Raw genomic sequence first — 25,002 nt, 5'->3', positions numbered from 1 at the left:
TTAAAATAAATGGTTTATATATCGATGTTGTTTAAAAATTTGACCAGTGATTGTACAGCTTTACCACGATGACCGATTTTGTTTTTTAATTCTAAATCCATCTGCGCAAACGTATCTTGATAATCTTCTGGTTTAAAAATAGGATCGTAGCCAAACCCTTTTACGCCGTGTTTTTCGGTTGTAATTTCACCTTTACAAATTCCTGTAAACGTATTTAATATATTGTTTAAGTGTAGTGCAATTACTGTTTTAAATTGGGCATTACGGTTAGGTTTGTCTTTTAAATTACTAAGTAATAAATCCATATTATCATTTGCATTGCGTTGTGGACCAGCATACCGTGCACTAAAAACTCCAGGTTGGTTATTTAAAGCTTCAACTTCTAATCCTGTATCATCTGCAAAACAGTCGTATCCATAGTTGTTTTTAATATACTCTGCTTTTTGGATAGCGTTACCTTCTATGGTATTTTGGGTTTCTGGTATATCTTCAAAACAACCGATGTCTTTAAGACTAAGTAGTGTGATTGTATTGGGAATTAATTGTTGTACTTCTTTTAATTTATTTAGATTGTTGGTTGCAAAAACAAGTTTCATTAGGTCTTAAATTTAAAAACAAAGTTATATTTTTTTAATAGGATTAGGCTTTATTATTATATGATTTTTGTCATTTTTTAGATGCCTGATAAGTCGTAAATTTGAATATATATGAATCTTTAAACCTAATATTATGACTGTAAATATTCAATACTTACATATGTTAAATAGCGAATCTATTAACACTTATGTCACAGATAAACTTAAAAACTTATCACAAAAATTTGATTGGATAATTAATGCCGAAGTACATTTTGATAAAAGAAATAATCCAACACAAGATAAAATTTGTAAAATAGAATTAAGCGTACCTGGTCCAAGGATTTTTGCTACTTCTACCGAAGATAATTTTGAGCAAGCTGTAAAGCATACTATTAAAGATCTTGAAAAACAACTTAAAAAAAGAAAGCAAACATTTGCAAGCTATTAATTTACTATATTAGAAAGGGTTGTAATGTTTTAAATATTACAACCCTTTTTTTGTAACGTTTTAAATTTAATAGCGTCATATTTGTATGAAACATTTACTTATATACAACGCAATTATTTGGGCAACGGTTATTTTATTGTCTGCTATTTTATTTAAAGATCATGAAAATTACAACATCTTTTTTATTGTAATTATTGGATTATCTACAGTATCTAATGGATTTTTAAGTAAATTTAAAAAGACACAAAATACTTGTATTAAATAGCCTTATCTATGGTGATAAGGTTCGTTTTTTAAAATGGTAAAACCACGATATAGTTGTTCTATCATAAATAAACGTACCATTTGGTGCGAAAATGTCATTTTAGATAAAGATACTTTTCCTCTTGCAGCATTGTATACATCTTGGCTAAATCCATACGGTCCACCAATTACAAAAACAAGTTGTTTTATACCAGAATTCATGTGCTTTTGAAGGTAGTTTGAAAATTGTACACTATCGTATTGTTTACCGTTTTCATCTAACAAAATTAATACGTCTGTAGTCGTTATTTTGGATAAGATAAGTTCGCCTTCTTTTTGTTTTTGCTGGTCTTCGCTAAGATTTTTAACTTTTTTTAAATCGGGAATTATCTCTAATTCAAACTTTATGTAAAATCCTAAACGTTTTGTGTAATCGTCAATAAGTAATTGTAGTTGCTTATTGTCTGTTTTTCCTATAGCAAGTAATTTTATAGTCATGTTCAAATTTACGATTTAAGATTCTGGAAAGATAAAAATTAAGCTTAAATTTCATAAATGTATAATCTAATTTCCATATTCAATTTACTATTTTTACACAAAACAAAATATAATGATCAGTCAACAACAATTTGATAAAGAGATAGAATTAATTATAGCCAACGCCATTAGAGAAGATGTAGGAGATGGTGACCATAGTAGTTTAGCATGTATTCCTGCTACATCACAAGGTAAAGCCAAGTTATTAGTTAAAGACGAAGGTGTAATTGCTGGTGTAGAGTTTGCTAAAAAAGTATTTCATTTTGTAGATCCTAAAATGGAAATAGAAACTTTGATAGAAGACGGAAGTCATGTTAAATACGGTGATATTGTATTTTATGTTACAGGTGCGTCTCAATCTATTTTAAAAGCCGAACGTTTAGTGTTAAATGCCATGCAGCGTATGAGTGCTATTGCTACAAAAACAAGAGAATTTGTAGATCTGTTAGAAGGTACAGGTACTAAAGTATTAGATACGCGTAAAACAACGCCAGGTATTAGAGCATTAGAAAAATGGGCTGTAAAAATAGGTGGCGGAGAAAATCATCGTTTTGCATTATACGATATGATTATGCTTAAAGATAACCATATAGATTTTGCTGGAGGAATTACAAAAGCAATAGATAAAACTAAACAATATTTAAAAGACACAAACCGTGATTTAAAAATTATTGTTGAAGCTAGAAACCTTGATGAAATTAAAGAAATATTAAAATCTGAAGGTGTTTATCGTATTCTAATAGATAATTTTAATTATGAAGATACTAGAGAAGCAGTTAGATTAATTGGTGACAAATGCTTAACCGAAAGTTCTGGAGGAATTAACGAAAATACCATTAGAGATTACGCACTTTGTGGTGTAGATTACATTTCTTCTGGAGCGTTAACACACTCGGTTTACAATAAAGATTTAAGTTTAAAAGCAGTAGATTAAATTAGTTAGCAATAGAAGTTACTTAAAAATTTCATTTAATAAATTATGTCTAAAGCTATAGAGGATAAACTAAATAAAATTCCGGTAGTAAACTTATTAGTTAAGTTAATGAGTAAAATAAAACTACCAGGTTTAGAAGGTTTATCATTATATGATTTGATAGAATTATATGTGATTGGTATAGCAAAAGGCGCTTTAACAGCTAGAGCAAGTGCTATTGCATATAGCTTTTTTATGGCGTTATTTCCGTTTTTATTATTTGTTATAATTGTAATTCCGTTAATTCCAATAGAAGAGTTTCAAAATGATTTTTTAGTATTTCTAGAATCTGTTTTACCGCCAACTACAACAGATTTTTTCTTTGAAAATATTTTCGAAAATTTAAAAACCAGCAACCAACAAGGCGGATTATTATCTTCTGTGTTTGTGTTATCTATTTTTTTAATGGCAAATGGTGTAAATGCACTATTTTCTGGCTTTGAAAAATCGTATCATGATCAATTAACACGTAATGTAGTCAAGCAGTATTTATACGCTTTAGGAATTGCATTAATATTATGTTTTTTACTAATTGTAACCGTTGCAGTTTTAGGATATTTTCAAATATATGTATTAGCGCCTTTAAGAGATCGAGGTTTTATTAGTAATAGAGATATCGGTTTTTGGGCAAGTTTTGCGCAATACGTGTTCTTTATAATAATGGTGTATTTAGCAACAGCTGTTTTATATTATTTTGGAACAGCAGAAGGAAAAACGTCCAAGTTTTTCTCGGTTGGTGCATTATTTACAACATTGCTAATAATGGTGACTTCGTTTTTATTTGGAATTTACATAGAAAATTTTGCAAAATACAACGAACTTTATGGATCTATCGGCGCATTACTAATATTGCTTTTTTATCTTTGGTTAAACGCCAATATTTTACTGTTAGGTTTTGAGCTTAATATTTCACTAAAACAACTTAGAAAAAGTTTTTAAGATGAAAACATACATCACATTATTACTCTTGTTTTTCAGTTTGTCAATATCTGCTCAGGATATTTTTGGCGAATGGCAAACAATTAATAACGAAGGTGAAAAAAAATCTGTAGTAAAAATATATGAGGAAAACGGAGTTGTTTACGGTAAAATAGTCAAAATAAATGACCAAAATAAAGTAAATGCTTTGTGTACAAAATGTGAAGGCGAAGATTATAACAAGCCAATCTTAGGATTAAAAATTATAAAAGATGCAGTGAAAGATGGCGACTATTACAAGCACGGAACCATCATAGATCCTCAAAATGGTAACACTTACAAATTAAGACTCGCAATAAATGAAAAAGGACAACTTCAAGTAAGAGGTTATCTTGGATTTATATATTCTACACAATACTGGGAAAAAGTAAAATAACTTTTTAAACAACAATTAATTTGCATTTTATAGACGTCATTTTACCAATTCCGTTAGAAAAACGCTTTACTTACAGTATAACGCAAGCCGAAAGTGAGTTTTTACAAATCGGTATGCGTGTTTCTATTCCGTTTGGTAAAACTAAAATCTACACAGGAATAGTCGCAAATATCCATCAAACTGCACCTTTAATTTATGAGGCAAAAGAGATACATCAAATTTTAGATGAAGCGCCAATAGTTACACAGCAACAGCTTAAATTATGGCAATGGATTGCTAAATATTATATGTGTACAGAAGGCGAAGTTATGCGTGCAGCCTTACCAAATGCTTTTTTATTAGAAAGTGAAACAATTATAAGTCCTAACAAGAATAGCGTTATTAATGATGAAGAATTAAAAGACGACGAATTTTTAATTTACGAAGCCTTACAACATCAGTCATCGCTAAAAATTCAAGACATATCAAGTATTTTAGATAAAAAAAATGTGCTTCCGGTTGTTAAACGATTAGTCGAAAAAGAAGCTATAATTCTAAATGAAGAAATTTACGACAAATACAAACCAAAGTACGTAAGATATGTCAAGTTAAGTAACCAGTATACTTCAGAAGCTGCTTTAAATGCATTACTAGACGATCTTAATAAAAACGCAACCAAACAAAAAGAGGTGATTTTAAATCTCTTTTCCATTTCTGCCAAAACTAAAAAACCGGTTAAGGTTTCAGATTTGATAGAGGTTAGTAAAACAACGTCTTCAACCATTAAAACTTTAATTGATAAAAATATATTAGAAGATTATCATATTCAAACCGATCGTATTCAATACGAAGGAGAAGATAATGAAGACACAAAACAGTTAAACCAATACCAAACAGAAGCGCTTCAGCAAATAAATACAAATTTTGAAAGTCAAAATGTAGTATTGCTTCACGGTGTAACATCTTCAGGTAAAACCGAAGTTTATGTAAAACTAATCGAGAGTATTGTTGCGCAAGGAAAACAAGTCTTGTATTTACTTCCAGAAATAGCATTAACAACGCAGTTAGTAAGTCGTTTACAAGATTATTTTGGAGAGCAAGTGGCGGTTTTTCATAGCAAATATTCGGCACACGAGCGAGTAGAAGTATATAATAATGTTTTAGAAAACTCTAATAAAGCAAAGGTAATTTTAGGAGCGCGATCGTCTATATTTTTGCCTTTTAATAATTTAGGATTAATTATAGTAGACGAAGAGCACGAACAATCTTTTAAACAATTTGATCCAGCACCAAGATATAATGCAAGAGATGTTGCGGTAGTTTTAGCGTCTTTGTTTAATGCAAAAACAGTGTTAGGAAGCGCAACACCAAGCTTAGAAAGTTATTACAATGCAACCGAAAGTAAATATGGTTTAGCGGAAATTAAAAGACGTTATAACAATGTGCAAATGCCAGATATAGAACTGGTAGATATAAAAGATAAGCACAAAAGAAAACGCATGAAAGGTCATTTTTCTGATAGGTTAATAGAAGAAATGACAGAAGCATTAGAAGAAGGATTACAAATCATACTTTTTCAAAATAGACGTGGTTATTCACCAATTGTAGAATGTACAACTTGTGGTCACTCGCCACAATGTCCTAATTGCGATGTAAGTTTAACCTACCATCAATATCGTAAACAATTACGATGTCATTATTGTGGTTATGGTATAGCGATGCAACAAAAATGTATGGCTTGTGGTACACCAGATTTAGATACAAAAGGGTTTGGAACAGAGCAAATAGAAGCAGAGGTAAAGCAGCTTTTTCCAGAGGTCAAAGTTGGTAGAATGGATTTAGATACTACAAGAGGTAAGTTTGGTTACGAAAAAATAATTACAGCTTTTCAGCAACAAGAATTAGATGTTTTAGTTGGTACGCAAATGTTGACTAAAGGATTAGATTTTAGAAATGTTAAATTAGTAGGTATTATGAATGCCGATAATATGCTTAATTTTCCAGATTTTAGAGCGCACGAAAGAAGTTTTCAATTAATGCTACAAGTGTCTGGTAGAGCAGGAAGAACATCGCAAAGAGGTAAAGTATTAATACAAACCTATAATCCTTATCATAAAATACTACAGCAAGTCTCTACCAACGATTACTTGGCAATGTATAAAGAGCAGTTAGACGATCGTTATAATTATAAATATCCGCCTTTTTATAGATTAATAAAGATTACTATAAAACATCGTGATTACAATAAAGTGAATTTGGCTGCAGATTGGTTAACAAAAGCGTTGGTGCAATTATTTAAAAACAATGTTTTAGGACCAGAATTTCCGCCAGTATCAAGAATTAGAAATCAGTATCATAAAAATATATTGATTAAAATACCACAAGGACAACATTTAGGGAAAACAAAAGAAGCTATAAAAAGGGTAGAGGCAAGTTTTAATGCAATTGGAGATTTTAAATCTGTACGCCTAATAATGAATGTGGATAATTATTAAATAGATGTCATAAAAAATCCCGTTTCATTTTCTGAAACGGGATTTATAATTATGAGTAAGTATTTAATTAAATGCTATTTAAAGCTTCGACTAATTGTGTTTTCTTGTTTCTACTTAACGGTATTTCATAAGCGCCAACTTCTACATTCTTACTATTAAATCTGTCAATTTTATCAAGATTTACGATGTAAGATTTGTGTATTCTTAAAAACTTTCCTTCAGGTAATTCTTTTTCAAAAGCTTTCATTGTAGATAATACTACAAGGCTAGTATCTTCTGTAACAAGTTTTACATAATCACCAAGTGCTTCAATCCATTTAATGTCTTTTATGTAAACTTTACGTTTTTTAAGATTACTCTTTACAAAGATATGTTCGCCTTCTTCTTGGCTATAATCTTGCTTAAGTTTATGTTGTTCTACCGCTTTTTCTACTGCTTGTGTAAAACGATCTCTAGAGATTGGTTTTTGTAAATAATCTGTAGCATCGTAATTAAAAGCTTTAAAAGCATACTCTGTTTTTCCAGTCACAAAAATAATTTGTGGCTTATTATTAAGTACGTCTAATAATTCAAAACCATTAAGAACAGGCATTTCTATATCTAAAAAGATAAGATCCACCTTATGTGTATTAAGACCGTTTTTAGTTTCTAATGCACTACTATATTCAGCAATTAGGTTTAAATTATTATTGCCTTCAATTAGTTTAACTATTGACAATCTTTGAATTGCCGAATCGTCCACAACTACACAATTTAATATCATAGCGTATGTATTTAGGTTAAGTTATCGACAATAGTACAAAAAATTCGGTTAAAAACCAAAAAACATCGGTTAACTGTTTTTTTTAATAAAACTTTAACTTTTTTCGATAAAGTGTATTTACTCATTGTATTTATAAGCTATTATTTTACTGTTATTATTGTGAGATTAAATAAAAAGAACTATTTTTGCACTCATTTTTAACAAATAAAATAGATTTTTATGAATCATTATGAAACTGTTTTCATCTTAAATCCCGTTTTATCTGAAACTCAGATAAAGGAGACAGTAAAGAAATACGAAGATTTTCTTGTTTCTAGAGGCGCTAAGATGATATCTAAAGAAGATTGGGGATTAAAGAAGTTAGCTTACCCAATTCAAAACAAAAAAAGTGGTTTTTATCACTTATTTGAGTATCAAGTAGCAGGAGAAGCTATTGAGCCATTAGAATTAGAATTTAGACGTGACGAGCGTTTTATGCGTTACTTAACTGTAGCAATGGACAAACATGCTGTTGCTTGGGCAGAACGTAGAAGAGAAAAACTTAAACAAAAAGCGTAATCATCATGGCAAGTATCGAACAACAAGCAAAAGGAAAAAAAGAAGGAGAAATTAGATATTTAACTCCTTTAAATATAGAAACTAACAAGACTAAAAAGTATTGTCGTTTTAAAAAGTCTGGTATTAAGTATGTAGATTACAAAGATGCAGACTGGTTATTAAACTTTGTTAACGAGCAAGGTAAAATTTTACCAAGACGTTTAACAGGTACATCTTTAAAATATCAAAGAAAAGTGTCTGTAGCTGTAAAAAGAGCTCGTCACTTAGCATTGTTACCATACGTAACAGATTTATTAAAATAAAAATATCATAACAATGGAACTTATATTAAAACAAGACGTTGAAAATTTAGGATTTAAAGACGATGTTGTAACAGTTAAGAACGGTTATGGTAGAAACTTTTTAATCCCAACAGGAAAAGCTGTTTTAGCAACAAGCTCTGCTAAAAAAGTTTTAGAAGAAACTTTAAAGCAACGTGCTTTTAAAGAAAAGAAAGTAGTTGATGAAGCAGAAACTTTAGCTGCTAAATTAAACGAAATAGAAGTAAAATTAACAGCTAAAGCTGGAGCAGGAGATAAATTATTTGGATCTATCACTAATGCAGACTTAGCAGAAGCTTTAGAAAAAGAAGGAGTATCTTTAGATAAAAAATTCGTTTCTATAGCTGGAGGAAATATCAAACGTACTGGTCAATACGAAGCTACGTTACGTTTCCACAGACAAGTTGTAAAAAACTTTACTTTTGATGTAGTTGCAGAAGCTAACTAATTTCAAAATAAACATAATTAAAAAACCGTTTGGATTAGTCTAAACGGTTTTTTTAATTTAATTAATACCTATAATTTATATCGTGTCTTTAAATAAAATATTATTAGTTGTAATACTATTATTAGGTTATTCGTGTAAACAAAATAATAGTACAGCATCTACTCAAGTAAATCCAAAAAGTAAATCAATCTTATTAGAAAAGTTTGCTTACACCAAATCCGATACAACTATAATTAGTGTGCATCGTGGTGGAAAAGGATTAAAAAATTATCCAGAAAACTGTCTAGAAACTATTAAATATATTAAAGATAGCATTAATGCTATTTTTGAAATTGATATTGCACAAACCAAAGACAGTATTTTGGTGTTAATGCACGATAATAGTTTAGACAGAACTACAACAGGAACAGGTAAATTAACAAATTACACTTATAAAGAATTACAAAACTATAATTTAGTAGATGACTTTGGTAACATTACTAATTATAAAATTCCGACATTAACATCTGTGTTAGAGTTTGCTAAAACACACAATATTGTCCTAACATTAGACAAAAAAAGAAGTGTAGATTACAGTGCAATTGTAAAACTTATAGATCAATTACAAGCGCAAGATCAAGTTGTATTAATTACTTACGATATAAAGCAAGCCACACAAGCTTATCAATTAGCACCAAATTTATTATTATCAGTTTCTGCAAGAAATTCTAATGAATTAGATTGGTTGCTAAATTCTAAAATACCAACCCAAAATATGTTAGCGTTTACAGGAACTAGGCTTTCTTCAGATAGTTTATACCAAGCCATACATAAAATAGGAGTAAAAACTATATTAGGTACATTGGGGAATTTAGATAAACAAGCTCAAGCAAAATCTGATACATTATATAAATATTGGAAATCTAAAGGAATAGATGTAATTGCAACAGATAGACCGTTTGAAGTAGCAAAAGCATTACAAAATTAAACTATTATAAAAATGAAATACGCAAGACTAACAAAAGAACAATTTGAAGAGTTGCACCAAGAATTTATCAATTTTTTAGCCACACAATCTATCACAGCAGATGAGTGGCAAACTATAAAAACCGATAAACCCGAAGTAGCCGAACAAGAGCTAGATGTTTTTAGTGATTTAGTTTGGGAAGGCGTATTAACTGCAGCAAAATATTTAGAGCATATATCGCCTCAAAACATCCATTTATTTGCCTTAAACGAAGATCATATGCATCTTATAGGTATAAAAATAAATAAAGAGAATCTAGATGTTACAACAGCTGAAGGATTTGAATGGTTACGTAATAACTTAATGGATGAAAATGTAGAATTTGCTCAAGCACGAAAAGATTATACAGAAGATAAAAATCAAGACATTTTTAAACTTATTCAACAAGGTAGTATAATTACAAAAGGCGAGTTGTACGAGTATATGAACAATTTAATAAATTAAAATTGTCAAAAATTAATAGCTACTAATCCTAGTAATTAACTTTCGTTATTTGTAACTAAACTACTATTTTTGTTATTGTTTTAACAAGATAAACATAAATCAATTTATCGCATTTAGCTTGTCTAAGTGAGGTATATTAGAAATAATCATTAAAATAAATTTCTGCTAGAGCAGAAAGTTAATATGGCACAAAAACCAAGCATACCAAAAGGAACCAGAGATTTTAATCCAGAAGAAGTCGCAAAACGAAACTATATTTTTAACACGATAAAGTCAAAATTTGAGCGTTTTGGATTTATGCCAATAGAAACACCAAGTTTTGAAAATTCAGACACTTTAATGGGTAAATATGGTGATGAAGGTGACCGTTTGATTTTTAAAATATTAAATAGTGGTGATTATCTTAAAAAAGCAGATCAAAAGGCTTACGACGAAAAAGACTCTAATAAATTAACGTCAAGTATTTCAGAAAAAGCCCTTCGTTATGATTTAACCGTACCATTTGCAAGATACGTGGTACAGCACCAAAACGAGATAGAATTTCCTTTTAAACGTTATCAAATGCAACCGGTTTGGCGTGCAGATAGACCACAAAAAGGACGTTTTAGAGAGTTTTATCAGTGTGATGCAGATGTAGTTGGTAGTAATAGTTTGTGGCAAGAGGTAGAACTAGTGCAACTTTACGACGAAGTTTTTACAGCTTTAAAATTAGTAGGCGCTACAATAAAAATTAACAATCGTAAAATTTTATCAGGTATTGCAGAAGTTATTGGTGCGAGCGATAAATTAATAGATTTTACGGTCGCATTAGATAAACTTGATAAAATAGGTGAGGAGAAGGTAAAAGAAGAAATGCTATGCAAAGGTATTAGTCCAGAAGGTATAGCAAAACTTCAACCTTTATTTTCGTTATCGGGAGATTTTGGAACTCAAGTAGAAAGTTTAACGTCAATTTTAAGTACTTCTGAAGAAGGAAAAAAAGGAATAGAAGAGCTTCAATTTATAAATACAGCAATTTCTGAGCTTGGTTTAAAATCGGCAATACTACAATTAGATGTTACTTTAGCTCGAGGATTAAATTACTATACTGGAGCAATTTTTGAAGTTGCAGCACCAAAGGTAGCAATGGGCTCTGTTGGTGGTGGCGGTAGATACGATGACCTAACAGGAATCTTCGGGATGAAGGATGTAAGTGGTGTAGGTATTAGTTTTGGGCTAGATCGTATTTATTTAGTGATAGAAGAGCTAGATTTATTTCCAGAAACAATTACAAAATCAACCGAAGTTTTATTTATCAATTTTGGTGAAACAGAAGCGCTATATGCATTAAAAGCTATTAACATTCTTAGAGATAAAGGTGTAAATGCTGAATTGTATCCTGATAATGCTAAAATGAAAAAGCAAATGAATTATGCCAACAAAAGAAATATTCCTTTCGTAGTAATAGTTGGAGAAAAAGAAGTGGAAAACAACACTTTTGCTTTAAAAAATATGTCAACAGGAGAACAGGAAAGTGTTAATTTAAATCAACTTACAGATATATTTAGTTAAAAGCCTTATCTTTAGACTTTTGCTATTTAAATGAAAAATCTGCTTTTTTCACTAAATTTATTATTTACACTAGTAATATTTGGTCAAAATCAAGCAAATAATTGGTATTTTGGTCAAAATGCTGGTCTTAATTTTAGTTCCGGTAACCCAGTCGCTCTTACAGATGGAGCATTAAATACTCCCGAAGGATGTTCTACAATTTCGGATAGTACTGGAAATCTATTGTTTTATACAGACGGCATAGATGTGTGGAATAAAAACCATAATTTAATGCCTAATGGTTCTGGTTTGCTTGGAGCTAGTTCTAGCACTCAATCAGGAATTATTGTTCCTCATCCTGGTGATAACAACTTATATTATGTCTTTTCTTTAGCAGAAATAGCTGGACCTAATGGGTTGAGGTATAGTTTGGTAGATATGTCACTAGATTCTGGATTAGGAGATGTAGTAGTTGCACAAAAAAATGTGCTGTTGTATACACCAACTTCTGAAAAAATTTCTGCTATAAAACATAGTAATGGTAATGATATTTGGGTTGTTACTCATGAAGGGAATTCAAATAAATTTGTAAGTTACCTAGTTACAAACAGTGGAATAATCATGATTCCAGTGGTAACAGAATTAGGTCACTCACCAATAGATGTATATGACAATATAGGTGCAATGAAAATTTCTCCTGATGGAACAAAAATAGCTGTAGTATATTCATCTGAAGTTTTAGAGTTGTTTGAGTTTAACACGACAACAGGAAAGCTAAGTAATAATATTCAAATAACAGATTTTAATCAAGGTTTATCATTAAGTTATATTTATGGAGTAGAGTTTTCTTCTAATAGTAAATATTTATATGTTTCAGAATCTCAAGATGGAATAATTCAATTTGATGTGTCCAGTTTTAATTATAATGATATTTTAAATTCTAGATACGATATTGCTACAAATGGGATGTCATTTGGAGACTTGCCTCATAGTGCATTACAACTAGGTCCAGATAAAAAAATATATGTTGCTCATTTTAATAATGAGTATTTAGGTGTGATCAATAATCCTAATTCTCCGGGTAATCAAGTGGATTATGAATATAACGGAGTTTTTCTTGAAGGTGGTATATCTAAAGCTGGTTTGCCTCCTTTTATTCAGTCATTTTTTTATTCTTATATAGAAGTGGCAGATAGTTGTTTGGGTGATAGTACAGCATTTTCTATCAACGGAAGCCAAAATTTTGATTCTGTTTTATGGGATTTAGGAGATGGAACAATTTCAACTCAACAATCTTTAGATCATTTGTATAGCGCTTCTGGTACTTATCAAGTAGAACTTACTATAGTAGATGGTACAGATATAATTACGCAAACAAAAGAGGTAACAGTACATGATCTTCCAGAAGCAAACATTCCAACAGATATTATTTTATGTTCAAATGTTTTAGGAGATCCTTTAGATCTCACTTCTCAAAACCAACTTATTTTAGGAAATCAATCAAATTTAGAATTTGATATAACCTATCATTTAAGTTATCAGGATGCAGAGGATGGTTTAAATGCTATTTTGTCACCATTTCAAACTGAGCAAAGTGAAACAACAATTTATGCTAGATTGTTTAATTTAAATAATTCAAAATGTAATTCTATTACTCAATTTCAAATAAAGTATGAGAATAGTCCTGAATTTGAGTTGTACGAAAATTGGTATTTGTGTGAAGGGCAAAATGTTACAATTTCTTTATCTAATAATTTTGATAGTTATTTGTGGTCAACTGGAGAAGTGTCAAATTCTATAACCTTGGAAGCTACTGGTGAATACTGGGTAGAGGTTTCTAATATATATGGTAATTTAATCTGTACAGAAACAAAATTTTTTAACGTTATAATTTCACAAGTTGCACAAATTAATAGTGTTGAGATAAGTGATTGGACCAATAATGATAATACTATATCGATAGAAGTAGAAGGGTTAGGAGATTATTTATATTCTATTGATGGAATAAACTATCAAGAAAGTAATCTTTTTTCTAATGTAAAACATGGGGATTTAACGGTTTATGTTAAAGATAAATATAATTGTGGAACCGTAACTAAAGATGTTTTTTTGCTTTACTACCCAAGGTTTTTCACTCCAAATGGAGATGGTTTTAATGATAATTGGCTTATAAAAAGTCTTGAAACCGAAAGTGATTACACAATTGATATTTTTGATAGATATGGGGTATTAATAAAACAACTAAATTCTCAAGATAATTTTTGGGATGGTACATTTAATGGATTTAAAATGAATTCTGATGATTATTGGTTTGTTTTAACACTTTTAAACGGAAATATGTATAGAGGTCATTTTGCTCTAAAGCGTTGACAATAAAAAGCCAAAACAATACTGTTTTGGCTTTTTTAGTTTAGTTAGGTGAGGGAAAGTTTATTCAATTAATACTTTTTTGCTTATCTCACCATTTGTGGTTTTAATATTGATAATATAAGCACCACTACTTAAATTACCAGGATTAATAGCAATGTAATCTTTAGTTTTTAATTCTTGATCAATTATTTTTTGACCTAAAATGGTTAACATATTGATAGAGGTTAATTCTTTTAATTTAGGGTTGTTTATTACGATCTTATCTAAATTGTTATCATAATATATGTTTACATCTTCAATTTGTTGGATGTCATCAATTCCTAAAGTAGAAGATGTGCTAAATACAAGGCTAAATCTACTTAAATATTCTCCCGAAGGAAGGTTTATAGTAAAATTATTAGCTCTAATATCATGATAAAGATTTGTTGTGTTATCTAAAATGTAAATATTTAAATTATCTGTTACATTCTCTAAAGCGTCTATTGTAAACGTGTTATCTCCTGTACTATCTACATGTAATCCAATTGGAAGTATAGTATTTTCGTTAATCACATCTGTACCTTGAATGATAAATTTTTTGTTTTCAATCATCCAGTACATATCATCCATTTGATTTTCAGTGGTTTCACCATCATATCCCCAATCATGACCTGAAGTTGCATTTGGATCTTGAGTAACAAGTAATTGTCTGTGAATACCATTTACAGTATTTATACCTAATCTTATTTTAAGTCTATCGTCTACGTTGTAAACCGAATTATTATTAGTGCTTGAATTTCTTACAAAAATAGAAGAACTAGAACCTTCTTTTTCAAATACACGCTGAGCATTATTAAACCTAATTACACCAGAAGCCTCACTTTTTACAAAAAATCCTTGACCTACAGGGATAAATCTTCCAGGTAATTTAGATGGAGTTCCGCCAGTACCAACTAAAGGATCGTTTGTTCCGTAGGTTGCAGCAGGAGTAGCTCCAGATAAATTATAAGTTGCGTATCCTCCTTGGTATTCAGCTAATACATGTGATCCTCCGCCCCAATGTTCCCAGTAATATAATGTTCCTGTTGTTGCACCTGGAGCTTCTATTGTTGGAGCATTATCCATTATGAACTGATGAGCATCTATAGAAGACGCATAAGGATTTCCTACTAAATATTCGTTATCTATAGTAATAGGTAGAGTAATATCGCCATTATTTGGTTTACCTTGATAAACATAATTTTGTTCTAAAGATACATTACCACTTGTGTTTGCTACACCTTTCATGGTGTAACCTTCTCCAGGAGATAAAGATCCTGTACTACGAATGTGTTGCCAATCTGAGTAAGCTCCTGATTGATTAGCGTATTTCCATATCCAATAATCTGCGATTCCAATAGGAGAGCCATTTGTACCGTCATAACTATTGGTAATAAAGTTAATAGCAGTTGGAGTAGCAGGGTTTGAGCCATCCATAAAAATATCTGGTAATGTGTAATTATTGTTATTCGTAGTGTTGTTAGATATTCCTACAGGAGATGCCCAATAATTATACGTATATAAATCTTGAGTACCTTGTTGATCGCGTTCTAGTATTCCTGAGCTTGTTGGATCTAAATCACTATCGGTTGTTTGGATTAGTTGAGATTCGCCTTCTAAATCAATTTTTCCGTCAATTTTTAGATAATGTGTAACGGTTAGTCCATTGCCATCAAAAGTCGCTGTGTTTCCGTTTAATTGTAATTCATTAGCGATTACATTTAATCCTAAAACTGTACGATTTAAATTGTTGGTAACTGGTAATGAAGAATTATCCATGCTTATATCATGAGACGTTTCAACAATATTCCAATCAATTGTAATATTTGGGTCTACAATAGAAGCTGATCCAGGTATATATTGTTCGTTACCGTTAGCCCAAGTTGTATTGTTTACCCAGTTTCCGTTTGCTGTAGTTGTGTAAGGTAATGGAGCAGATTGTATCTCTAAACTAAATTCTGAAGGTTCTGTTAAGCTTCCTCTGTTTCCGTTCCCAGAAACATCATTTAAATGAGTTCCTATGTAAGAATTCATGTTGTAATATGCTAACAGATTTGTCCAATTCACTATTGCTATTTCGTCTTTAGTAACTGTGTTTGGTAAAACATCACCATTAACCATGTTAGCATTTTCAACTAATTCTTGATTCATCACATATCTGATTTGATCTATAGTTAAAGCTGAATCCCATATTCTAATTTCATCTATATCACCTTTAAAAAAGTCTATGATATTAGATTTGTCTATGTAAACAGCACCAATTGCTAGTGATGAGCCATTTGGAGTAGACGATGTAATTACTTTAGTAGTGTCTAATACACCATCTATATATAAGTTTGCAGTTGTACCATCATAAGTTACTGCTATATGATGCCAAATATTATCTGGTAATTGTGTGTTAGAATCAATTCTATCTGTTGCATTTGTTCCTACTGAAAATGCTACGTTATTAGTATTGGTTAAAAATAATTTATAACCAACTGTACCATTGTTTTTAGCTAGAATAGTTTTGTCTGTTCCAAGATCGTTTGCGCCTTCAGGTTTAACCCATGCTGAAGCAGTAAAGCTACCAGCTAAATCTACTTTATCACCAATATTTGTATAGTTATCTGTTCCGTCAAAACCTAAATGTCTATCTTCAACTTCCTCGTGTGCTATTCCAATGGTAAAGTATTTTGTACCGTCAAAGTCGTGAGTTCCTTCTCTGGTAGGTAACCCGTTAAAGGTTGAAGGGTCTAAAAATACAGTTGTTAGATTAGTTGTAAAAGCAGGATCATCTGCTACAAGCATTACGTATGCATCATTACCAGTTAATGGTGGTAAACCAGCAAGATCACTTTCAAGAACAGAAAGTTCTACAGTACCTACGTCATCTCCTGCAGTTTCAACAATTTTCCAAATTCTGTTCATTACATCTGTTACTGTAGTTACAGTTGCAGGACCTAAGCTTACTACAATTGAAGTAGAAGATGCATTTGTGTCTAATCCATTATTTCCCCAAACTAAAAACTCGTTAGAAGTGTTAAATGTTTGAGTGTTTAGATTGTTAGTAAGTTCAGTATTAGTTAGCGAAAATGCTACAATAGAACCATTGTTAACACTTTTTGATTGTTTTTGGTATAAGTCTGAATCATCATCTCTACCAATGCCAGCAATATCATAGTTATATCCTGAATTTGCAGATACATCCCAAATTACATTTCCGTCTGACGCTACATAATCTTGAGAAATACCATTTACACCAAGTGTAATACCGTATTTTATAGCTAAGTAGGTTTCGATTCTATTTCTTTGAGGTGATTCGTCATTTCTTGAAGAATAGGTGATAACTTCAACTATTCTTCCGTCTAAACTACCTTTGTAACCTTCACTACGACCAAGCCAGTAATTTGCATTATCTACAGTGCCAAATTGAGGAACACCAACTTCTGTATTTACTACATCATTATTATTGTAATATAGCTCGTAAGCAGTAGGAGATGCATTGTTGTTGTGTCTAGCGTTAATAATTCCAACATTATCGTAATTAATTGTAGTGTTTACTTGAGCTACACCATAACCTCTATTGTTAACAGGAGTTGATCCAGATGGAGTAGTACCATGTGCGTAAGACAATACTTCGTCTGTGTATCTAATCGAATATCTTCCTAGTCCAATTCCTGTACCGTCTGTTGCTTGAGTAGATGTGTCTGAATCTGCACAAAATATATCCATACTTGGAGTAGAAGAGGTTACACTAATATCTGGTATAACAACTACATACATGTCATCTGAAAAGTAACCAGCAGCTCCAGCCATAATATTTCTAGATGTATCAGCATATGTGTAGTCTACAGGCGCATTTGTGTAATCATTATCAAAATCTACAACAGGATTAAAATTTACATTATAATCTGGATGATCCCAATAAGTTGGTTCTTGACCAGCTGTTGGTACACTTGCATGATTAGTGTTTGCTTGATCGTACCATGTTGTTAGTGCTTGTCCGTTAGAAGAACCTGCACCGTCATTAGCTTTAAGCCATAATTCTAAATCTACAGTAACGCCACCAGGACCTTCTGCAAGCGGAGTTGCACCATGACCTTGAATGTAAAAAGTGAAAGGGTTTTCGTTAGAATCATTGTTAGCAATACTAACGATAGCTGTTCTTAAGCCATTTGCAGAAGGGTCAAAAGTTATATCGAAAGACGTATTGTTTCCAGATGTAATTACGTTGGTTGGTGTAGCTGTTAGTGTAAAATCTGAAGCATGCGGTCCCGAAATTACAACATAAGGAGCAGCATCAGTTAAATTTAAATCTAATAATCCAGTATTTCTTATTGTAAAAGTGTGTGTAGAAGATCCGCCAGCTACATTAACACTTCCATAATCTGTATCATCTGCTAAAGAAGGAGAGTTATCTCCATTTAAAATATCCGTACCATTACCTTCAACAGCAATTTCTGGTAACGGAGTTGTAACTGCAGTTAAAGATATGTCATCTATAGCCATATCGCTTCTAAAGTTTCCGCCTGTTGTACCAGATATTCTTATCGTTATAGTTTGTCCAATATATGGTGATAGATCTATATTAGCTTGCGTCCAAGCAGTATTGCTACCTGTATGTTGTTGTCCTGTTCTAGTAAATAAATTAACAGGGTAAGTAGTACCGTTATTTGTACTTAGATCAACATTTAATGTACCCATATTATTACCATACATATGATAATAAAATGAAAAGTTAGCAGAAGAAGCAGCTGTTAAATCAAAACAGGGACTAATTAAATCTCCTGTGTTATTGAAATTACTTGTTGCTTCTGTGTATAAATACCAATTTCCTCCATTAGCGTTATTAGGTCCTGTATTATTAGAAGGTGTTCCGTTTTGGTTTCTTGTCCAATCAAAATTATCTGTTGCACTTTGTGACCATTGTCCAATTCCGGTCTCAAAAGTTTCGTTGTAAGGAAAAGTACTAACTATTGCACTACATGAACTAGCACAACCACCACTTACATTAAAGTATAATGTTGTACCTGTAGGACTTGCACTTGCACCAGAATTAGTTAATACTGTTGTTCCTCCAGATGTGATTGTAACATTGGCTGCACCATTCCAACCATCATTATAAGTGTCGTACATTATTATATAATAGTTATTACCGTCTGGTAAACAACCTAAAGATGATGTTGTGGAATACGCATCGTTACAACATCCAGAGTAACCGTTATCTATGGTTGCAATTAATGTATTAGAAGGATCGTAGATTTCAACTCTATTTTCTGAAGACCAATTTGGCCAGTTAACAGAAACATCTACAATAGATGTTTGCGCAAAAGAAAATAAAGACATGAATAGCAATAAAACTAAGGGAGAAATGTTTTTAATTTTTTGCTTTATTGAACTTTGAAGGGTAAAAGTTTTCATAAGCGGGCTGATTAAGGTTTGGGACTAATATTAATATCAACTAAACCTATAAAAAAGTATGACAAAACGCAAAAATATTCGATGAAATGCAATTTTAGAGTGAAAAATATTAAAATTTTCGATAAAGTGTTTAATAAATCAGATAAATGATTAATTATTCAATTTATTTTAAAATTTTATTGAGCGTTTTCTTACTTGTTTATAAATCAATTATTTGATTAGTTTTTTGATAGATTTGGTTTTGCTTATTAAGTCTTCAATACTCATAAAATAAGTACCGTTTTGTAGATTTTCTAAATAATTTAATTCTATTTTATTATTAATAGGAGTAATTTTTTCTTTAGAAATTAATAGTCTTCCATTTATATCAAATAATTTAATATTTAATGTATTTGATGTTTCTGATTGAATTGTAATTGAAGATTTAAATGGATTAGGGTATATTTTAAAATCTAATACATCAACATCTGCTAGTCCTAATGTAGATATTGTTACATTTATGGTTTCAGATTTTTGATTATTACCACAATTTGGGTTAGTGCTAGTTAACGTAACTGTATATTCTCCAGATGTCATGTAAGTGTGAACAGGATTTTGATCTGTACTTGAATTACCATCTCCAAAATCCCATAAATAACTAGTCGCATTATTGGATGTGTTATTAAATGTTACTTCACCGTTATTAAGATTATTTATATCTGAAGTAAAATTTGCAATAGGAGAAGGATTAACAATTGCATCAATTTGTGCTCTAGCACTTTTAATATTTCCAATTTTCCAATCATAGAAAAAATAATAATAACTTGTTCCTGCATTACTATCTATAATAGATATGCTTCCGTTTGTATAAGGAAAATTTACATTTGCATTGTTTCTGTATAATCCTCCTGTACTAAAGTTTTTTCCAACTAAACGTAAATTATTAGCTACTGGAATTTCAAAATTTAAGTCTACTGTATTTAAACCAGCGTTAACAAAAACTATAGCAGAATTTAGAACTTTAGTTGTTTCATCTTGTAATTCAATTTCAATTTCTCCTGCATTAGCAGCGTTAACAGTAACTTGTTCAAGTAAAACAGATTCGGTACAATTAAAAATTAAATATCTTCCAGAAGTGGTATGGTTAGCTCCGTTAGAATTATAATCTAAGTTACCAACGTTGGATTTGCTAATTACATCTTCTACGTAATAACTTGTTGTTGTACTTAAAACAGGAGTTGTATAAGAGTTACCTGTTGCAATTGGTGCGGAAGAGTTTTCTGTTTCGTACCAATTTAATGTGCCACTTCCATTTACTGTAAGAGTAACAGAGCCAGAATCACAGATTGATTGATTATTTCCTGTTGGATTTGCAGTAGTTGCTGTTAATACTACATTTTGAATGGTTTTATTATTATCTGAAATTGTAACCGGAATGGTTTGAGCAATGTAACCTGGAGCGCTATACGTAACATTATAATTTCCAGCTTTTAATAATTTTTGGTAATCACCTAAATCAGCATTAGATAACCTGAAAGTGTTAAGTCTATCATGTCCAGCAATTTCAATTTTTGCTCTTATTGGATTTCCAGATTGGTCTGTGATAGTGCCTTGTAAACCATAAGTAGCTTGTTTCATAAAGTCTAATAAAGCTTGTCTATTGTAATTCCATAAAGCAGGAAGATTTGCACCAGAAACCCATTTTACATCAGATAATTCTATGGTTACTTCTTTATCTTGATGATAATAATTCATAAAATCTTGTCTACCACCATAAACGCGGTACCATTCTGCACCGTGAGTTACACCAGGACTTGGATATACATTAGAATCTTCATCATCTACCATATAGCCAGAAGGACTATTGTTTTGCGCGTTTGTTGCATATTCTACACTTATATATTCGTAATAGTCACCATCTGCATGAGTGTATTCGCTAACATAAGCATTGTCGTATGGGTAATTTACAAGTTCTGTTCCGCCATGAAAATTTGCCGAAAGCACAAAATTTTTAGATTTTGCAAAGTTTATAAAAGCTAAAGTTTCATCTTCATAAATTCCATCGTAATGTAATCCTGCAACATTATCAGGATAATTTCGGTTTAAATCTTGATTGTTATCATTAGCTCTTCTTGGACTTGTTATAGCGTCTGTATCTCCTAGTCTATAAGATCCGTCAGGATTAGCATTTGGATTAATGTAAATTTCCAAATTATCTACAAGATTTGTTACTTCTGGATCTGTTCCGTAATTATTTAAAAGGTAATCAATAAGTCTTATCATTAAAGGAAATCCAGCTAACTCATCACCATGCATAGTAGATGTGTAGAAAAATTCTGGCTCTTCTTCGTTTGTGTTTACATTATCAGAAATTTTTAATACCCATAATTCTCTACCAGATACTGTTGTTCCAATACTTTGTAAAGTACACAAATTAGGATATGTATTTGCAAAATATTGCATTTTTGCTGTGTATTCTGAATATCTTGGGTATGCGTCCCAAGTTGTATCCCAAGCAGCCATAATATTACTAGATCTTGCTTGAGTTGATAATCCAGCTTCGTGAGGATTAAAAGACAGCTCATTATCTTCTTTGTTTACTGTAAAAGGTAAATTGTAGGACAAGAAGGTGTTAAATGTAGTTTTATTTGCATATGCTTCTACAGTTAGATTAGATCTATCTATGGTTTTGTGACCGTAAGAAAGCACTTTAGAGAGTTCGATTACTTGTTGTTCGGTATTTGCTGTAAAATTAAAGCAAACTTCATCTTTTAAGTTTAAATAATGAGTAGCTTTTTCTAGATTGGTTTTTAATCCTTTTTGTCCGTAAGCAATTGAAATTAAGAATAATTGCACTAAAAAGACAAGTGTAGATTTTTTCATTTTGGTTAGTTTTTTTGGGATAATAATTAGCTTGTGTTGGTGCTAATATATATAAAAACCATCAAAAAAATCCATGAAATGCATAAAAATCGGATTAAAAGTAATTATTTAACTTAAAATTAACATTGGAAGCAAAAAAAAGACTCACAATTTTGTGAGTCTTTTTAGTAGCGAGGACGAGATTTGAACTCGTGACCTCTGGGTTATGAATCCAACGCTCTAACCAACTGAGCTACCTCGCCATATTTTCGAGGTGCAAATATAAAAACATTATTTATGCTTGCAAACATTATTTATAAAATTAAATATTTTTTAAAATGATTTCTAAACTTGTTAATTAATGTATATATTGGGCAATAATAAATTTCAAGAAAAAATACATGGAAGAAAAAATAAAGTATGAGTTAGAATTTCCTATTCATGCATCACCATCGCTTATTTATCAGTACATTTCTACGCCTTCTGGATTGTCAGAATGGTTTGCTGATAATGTGAATTCTAGAGGAGAATTATTTAAATTTATTTGGGACGGAGCAGAAGAACAAGCAAAACTTTTAACAAAAAAATCTGGAGAACGTGTTAAGTTTAGATGGTTAGACGATGAGGATGAACCTTTTTATTTTGAAATTAGAATACAAGTAGACGAAATTACCAAAGATGTGTCTTTAATGATTACTGACTTTGCTGAAGAAGATGAAGTTGAAGAAGCTAAAATGTTATGGACTAATCAAATTTCAGATTTAAAACAAGTCTTAGGATCTGCTTAATTTACTAAGATTTAAAGTATATTTGTCCCAAAGAAATTTGGGATTTTTTTATGATTAATTTTAACGGAAACATACAAGAAAATAACACAGTAATAAACAATAATAATCGCGGTTATGCTTACGGTGATGTAGTTTTTGAAACGATTAAATCTGTTCATGGAAAATTGTTGTTTTTTGAAGATCATTATTTTAGATTAATGGCTTCGATGAGAATTATGCGTATGGAAATTCCTATGAATTTTACCTTAGAGTTTTTACAAGATCAAATATTAAAAACCTTAGAAGCTAATCAATTATCAAAATCTTCTTCTAGAATAAAGTTACAAGTAAATAGAGTAGAAGGTGGATTGTATAATCCAGAATCTAACGATGTAGAATATATTATTTCTACTAAACAATTGGATGAAGATTTTTATTTATTAGATAATGATGATTATGAAGTAGATCTATTTAAAGATTTTTATGTTGCTCCAGGTTTACTTTCGACATTAAAGACTAACAATAAAGCTTTAAACGTAATAGGAAGTATTTATGCTAAAGAAAATAAATTAAATAACTGTTTATTACTAAATACTAATAAAAGTGTTGTAGAGGCTTTAAATGGTAATGTTTTTTTAGTTAAAGGTCAAACTATAAAAACTCCACCAATTGAAGATGGTTGTTTAAAAGGTGTCTTAAGAAAACAATTAATTGAAATAATAAAGCTTATGGATAACTTTACCATAGTTGAGGAGTCTATTTCACCTTTTGAAATTCAAAAAGCAGACGAGATGTTTATTACAAACGTTATTACAGGTATACAGCCAGTAACTAAATACCGTAAAAAACTATTTACTAAAGACGTCTCTAAACAGTTGTTACAAAAGTTAAACGTAAAAGTTAGACTAGGTTAGTTGTAACTAGGATTTTCTGGTGCATTTGACCAAATAGAATAATCGCCACCTAATTCTAACATTTTTTCTTTCCAAAAAGTTTCATAATCTTTTTCGATTATATCTTTTTCGTAGGTGTTTTTGGTTACAACCCATGCATTAGATTTTAATTCTTCTTCTAATTGGTTTGTTTCCCAACCAGAATATCCTAAGAAAAATTTAATATCGTTTTGATCAATTTCTTTATTAGCTATCAAATCTGCAACTACATTAAAATCTCCTCCCCAAAATATGCCTAAAGATATTTCTACACTATTAGGTATTAAGTCTGGTCTCTTATGGATAAAATATAGGTTGTCCTGTTCTACAGGTCCGCCATTATAGACTTTAAAAGAAGCGTCTAATTCTGGAATAAGATCGCTAATGGTATAATTTAAGGGCTTGTTTAAAATAAAACCAATAGATCCTTCTTTGTTGTGATCTGTTAGTAAAACAATAGAACGGTTAAACGAAATATCGCCTATAATTGATGGTTCTGCAATTAATAAATCACCCTTTTTTGGTTTTGTTGTAGTCATATTTTAAAAGGATTGTTTTAATAAATGTAATATTATTTTAAATAAAAAACAATATTATAAAGGTTTTATACTAAAAAAGCCTTCTTAAAAAGAAGGCTTTTTTGTGTTTATTTTAAACAAATGACTAGTTTACAGCATTTGCTAAATCAGAACCTGCTTTAAACTTTACAACGTTTTTAGCTTTGATTTTGATAGTCTTACCAGTTTGAGGGTTTCTTCCTTCTCTTGCAGCTCTTCTAGTAACTGACCAAGATCCAAAACCAACTAAAGAAACTCTATTTCCTTTTTGTAAAGCTCCTTCAATTTCGATTAATGCACACTCTAAAGCTTTTTTAGCTGCTGCTTTAGTAATACCTGCGTGTTCCGCCATAGCGTCGATTAAATCTGTTTTGTTCATAATTTTAATTTTAATTATTAATAAATAGGTTGATTAAACATATTTTTTGTTAAATCCTC

Annotated in this window: 22 protein-coding genes and 1 tRNA gene; 15 read left to right on the top strand and 8 right to left on the bottom strand. The window is 30.7% G+C overall.

The window, feature by feature from the left end:
• Positions 1–14 precede the first annotated feature (14 nt).
• Positions 15–596 carry a non-canonical purine NTP diphosphatase gene (locus IFB02_RS00315; protein ID WP_106689029.1) on the bottom strand — a complete coding sequence of 194 codons (582 nt, stop codon included), beginning with the start codon at positions 594–596 and terminating at the stop codon, positions 15–17.
• A gap of 133 nt (positions 597–729) precedes the next feature.
• Here IFB02_RS00315 and hpf point away from each other — a divergent pair, with 133 nt between their 5' ends.
• Positions 730–1,026: a ribosome hibernation-promoting factor, HPF/YfiA family gene (gene hpf, locus IFB02_RS00310; protein WP_106689028.1), complete on the top strand. Its 297-nt coding sequence runs from the start codon at positions 730–732 to the stop codon at positions 1,024–1,026.
• A gap of 85 nt (positions 1,027–1,111) precedes the next feature.
• Positions 1,112–1,291 (top strand): hypothetical protein, encoded by a 180-nt coding sequence (locus tag IFB02_RS00305; RefSeq protein WP_106689027.1) that lies wholly within the window; start codon positions 1,112–1,114, stop codon positions 1,289–1,291.
• Positions 1,292–1,293: 2 nt separating this feature from the next.
• On the opposite strand, the gene rlmH is transcribed toward IFB02_RS00305, so the two are convergent.
• Entirely contained in the window at positions 1,294–1,767 is a 474-nt protein-coding gene (gene rlmH, locus IFB02_RS00300; protein WP_106689026.1) for a 23S rRNA (pseudouridine(1915)-N(3))-methyltransferase RlmH, read from the bottom strand.
• Positions 1,768–1,879: 112 nt separating this feature from the next.
• Between rlmH and nadC the strand changes: the two genes are divergently transcribed.
• The 4 genes from nadC to priA are packed head-to-tail and all read left to right on the top strand — an operon-like array spanning position 1,880 to position 6,607.
• Positions 1,880–2,740 carry a carboxylating nicotinate-nucleotide diphosphorylase gene (gene nadC / locus IFB02_RS00295; RefSeq protein WP_106689025.1) on the top strand — a complete coding sequence of 287 codons (861 nt, stop codon included), beginning with the start codon at positions 1,880–1,882 and terminating at the stop codon, positions 2,738–2,740.
• A gap of 45 nt (positions 2,741–2,785) precedes the next feature.
• Positions 2,786–3,718 (top strand): YihY/virulence factor BrkB family protein, encoded by a 933-nt coding sequence (locus IFB02_RS00290; RefSeq protein ID WP_106689024.1) that lies wholly within the window; start codon positions 2,786–2,788, stop codon positions 3,716–3,718.
• A 1-nt stretch (position 3,719) separates the two neighbouring features.
• Positions 3,720–4,133, top strand: a complete 414-nt coding sequence (locus IFB02_RS00285; protein WP_106689023.1) for a DUF2147 domain-containing protein — start codon at positions 3,720–3,722, stop codon at positions 4,131–4,133.
• A 20-nt stretch (positions 4,134–4,153) separates the two neighbouring features.
• Complete coding sequence (gene priA, locus IFB02_RS00280) at positions 4,154–6,607, top strand: replication restart helicase PriA (protein WP_370215076.1); 2,454 nt, start codon at positions 4,154–4,156, stop codon at positions 6,605–6,607.
• Between the two features lie 67 nt (positions 6,608–6,674).
• On the opposite strand, the gene IFB02_RS00275 is transcribed toward priA, so the two are convergent.
• On the bottom strand, positions 6,675–7,370 hold the full coding sequence (locus IFB02_RS00275; protein WP_106689021.1) for a LytR/AlgR family response regulator transcription factor: 696 nt from the start codon (positions 7,368–7,370) through the stop codon (positions 6,675–6,677).
• A 219-nt stretch (positions 7,371–7,589) separates the two neighbouring features.
• On the opposite strand from IFB02_RS00275, the gene rpsF reads away from it, so the two are divergent.
• The 7 genes from rpsF to IFB02_RS00240 all read left to right on the top strand — a co-directional run bounded on the left by rpsF (position 7,590) and on the right by IFB02_RS00240 (position 14,046).
• Complete coding sequence (gene rpsF, locus IFB02_RS00270) at positions 7,590–7,928, top strand: 30S ribosomal protein S6 (protein ID WP_106689020.1); 339 nt, start codon at positions 7,590–7,592, stop codon at positions 7,926–7,928.
• A gap of 5 nt (positions 7,929–7,933) precedes the next feature.
• Complete coding sequence (gene rpsR / locus IFB02_RS00265) at positions 7,934–8,230, top strand: 30S ribosomal protein S18 (protein WP_027878687.1); 297 nt, start codon at positions 7,934–7,936, stop codon at positions 8,228–8,230.
• Positions 8,231–8,243: 13 nt separating this feature from the next.
• Entirely contained in the window at positions 8,244–8,696 is a 453-nt protein-coding gene (gene rplI / locus IFB02_RS00260; protein WP_106689019.1) for a 50S ribosomal protein L9, read from the top strand.
• Positions 8,697–8,778: 82 nt separating this feature from the next.
• Positions 8,779–9,663: a glycerophosphodiester phosphodiesterase family protein gene (locus IFB02_RS00255; protein ID WP_223878854.1), complete on the top strand. Its 885-nt coding sequence runs from the start codon at positions 8,779–8,781 to the stop codon at positions 9,661–9,663.
• A gap of 12 nt (positions 9,664–9,675) precedes the next feature.
• The gene (locus IFB02_RS00250; RefSeq protein ID WP_106689018.1) at positions 9,676–10,146 is read left to right on the top strand and encodes a DUF6495 family protein; all 471 of its coding nucleotides are present in this window, start codon (positions 9,676–9,678) and stop codon (positions 10,144–10,146) included.
• Between the two features lie 183 nt (positions 10,147–10,329).
• On the top strand, positions 10,330–11,697 hold the full coding sequence (gene hisS / locus IFB02_RS00245; protein ID WP_106689017.1) for a histidine--tRNA ligase: 1,368 nt from the start codon (positions 10,330–10,332) through the stop codon (positions 11,695–11,697).
• Between the two features lie 30 nt (positions 11,698–11,727).
• On the top strand, positions 11,728–14,046 hold the full coding sequence (locus IFB02_RS00240; RefSeq protein WP_106689016.1) for a T9SS type B sorting domain-containing protein: 2,319 nt from the start codon (positions 11,728–11,730) through the stop codon (positions 14,044–14,046).
• A 60-nt stretch (positions 14,047–14,106) separates the two neighbouring features.
• Here the strand turns inward: IFB02_RS00240 and IFB02_RS00235 are convergent, their stop codons facing one another.
• The 3 genes from IFB02_RS00235 to IFB02_RS00225 all read right to left on the bottom strand — a co-directional run bounded on the left by IFB02_RS00235 (position 14,107) and on the right by IFB02_RS00225 (position 22,571).
• Positions 14,107–19,467, bottom strand: coding sequence for a LamG-like jellyroll fold domain-containing protein (locus tag IFB02_RS00235; RefSeq protein WP_106689015.1), 5,361 nt, complete (start codon positions 19,465–19,467; stop codon positions 14,107–14,109).
• Positions 19,468–19,677: 210 nt separating this feature from the next.
• Positions 19,678–22,329, bottom strand: coding sequence for a M14 family zinc carboxypeptidase (locus IFB02_RS00230; RefSeq protein ID WP_191072888.1), 2,652 nt, complete (start codon positions 22,327–22,329; stop codon positions 19,678–19,680).
• Positions 22,330–22,497: 168 nt separating this feature from the next.
• Positions 22,498–22,571 (bottom strand) — tRNA-Met (locus IFB02_RS00225).
• A 138-nt stretch (positions 22,572–22,709) separates the two neighbouring features.
• On the opposite strand from IFB02_RS00225, the gene IFB02_RS00220 reads away from it, so the two are divergent.
• Together IFB02_RS00220 and IFB02_RS00215 are read left to right on the top strand one after the other, a co-directional pair.
• Positions 22,710–23,096: an START-like domain-containing protein gene (locus IFB02_RS00220; RefSeq protein WP_106689013.1), complete on the top strand. Its 387-nt coding sequence runs from the start codon at positions 22,710–22,712 to the stop codon at positions 23,094–23,096.
• Positions 23,097–23,146: 50 nt separating this feature from the next.
• Positions 23,147–23,989 (top strand): aminotransferase class IV, encoded by an 843-nt coding sequence (locus IFB02_RS00215; RefSeq protein ID WP_191072887.1) that lies wholly within the window; start codon positions 23,147–23,149, stop codon positions 23,987–23,989.
• Here IFB02_RS00215 and IFB02_RS00210 read toward each other — a convergent pair.
• Together IFB02_RS00210 and IFB02_RS00205 are read right to left on the bottom strand one after the other, a co-directional pair.
• Complete coding sequence (locus IFB02_RS00210) at positions 23,986–24,546, bottom strand: YqgE/AlgH family protein (protein WP_106689011.1); 561 nt, start codon at positions 24,544–24,546, stop codon at positions 23,986–23,988. The genes IFB02_RS00215 and IFB02_RS00210 overlap by 4 nt on opposite strands.
• Positions 24,547–24,670: 124 nt before the next feature.
• Positions 24,671–24,943 (bottom strand): HU family DNA-binding protein, encoded by a 273-nt coding sequence (locus tag IFB02_RS00205; RefSeq protein ID WP_027878698.1) that lies wholly within the window; start codon positions 24,941–24,943, stop codon positions 24,671–24,673.
• Positions 24,944–25,002 lie beyond the last annotated feature (59 nt).

The organism is Mesoflavibacter profundi (assembly GCF_014764305.1).
GTDB classification, from domain to species: Bacteria; Bacteroidota; Bacteroidia; order Flavobacteriales; family Flavobacteriaceae; genus Mesoflavibacter; species Mesoflavibacter profundi.
The sequence above is the reverse complement of the archived record's forward strand: the minus strand, read 5'-3'. Positions and strand labels throughout refer to the sequence as shown.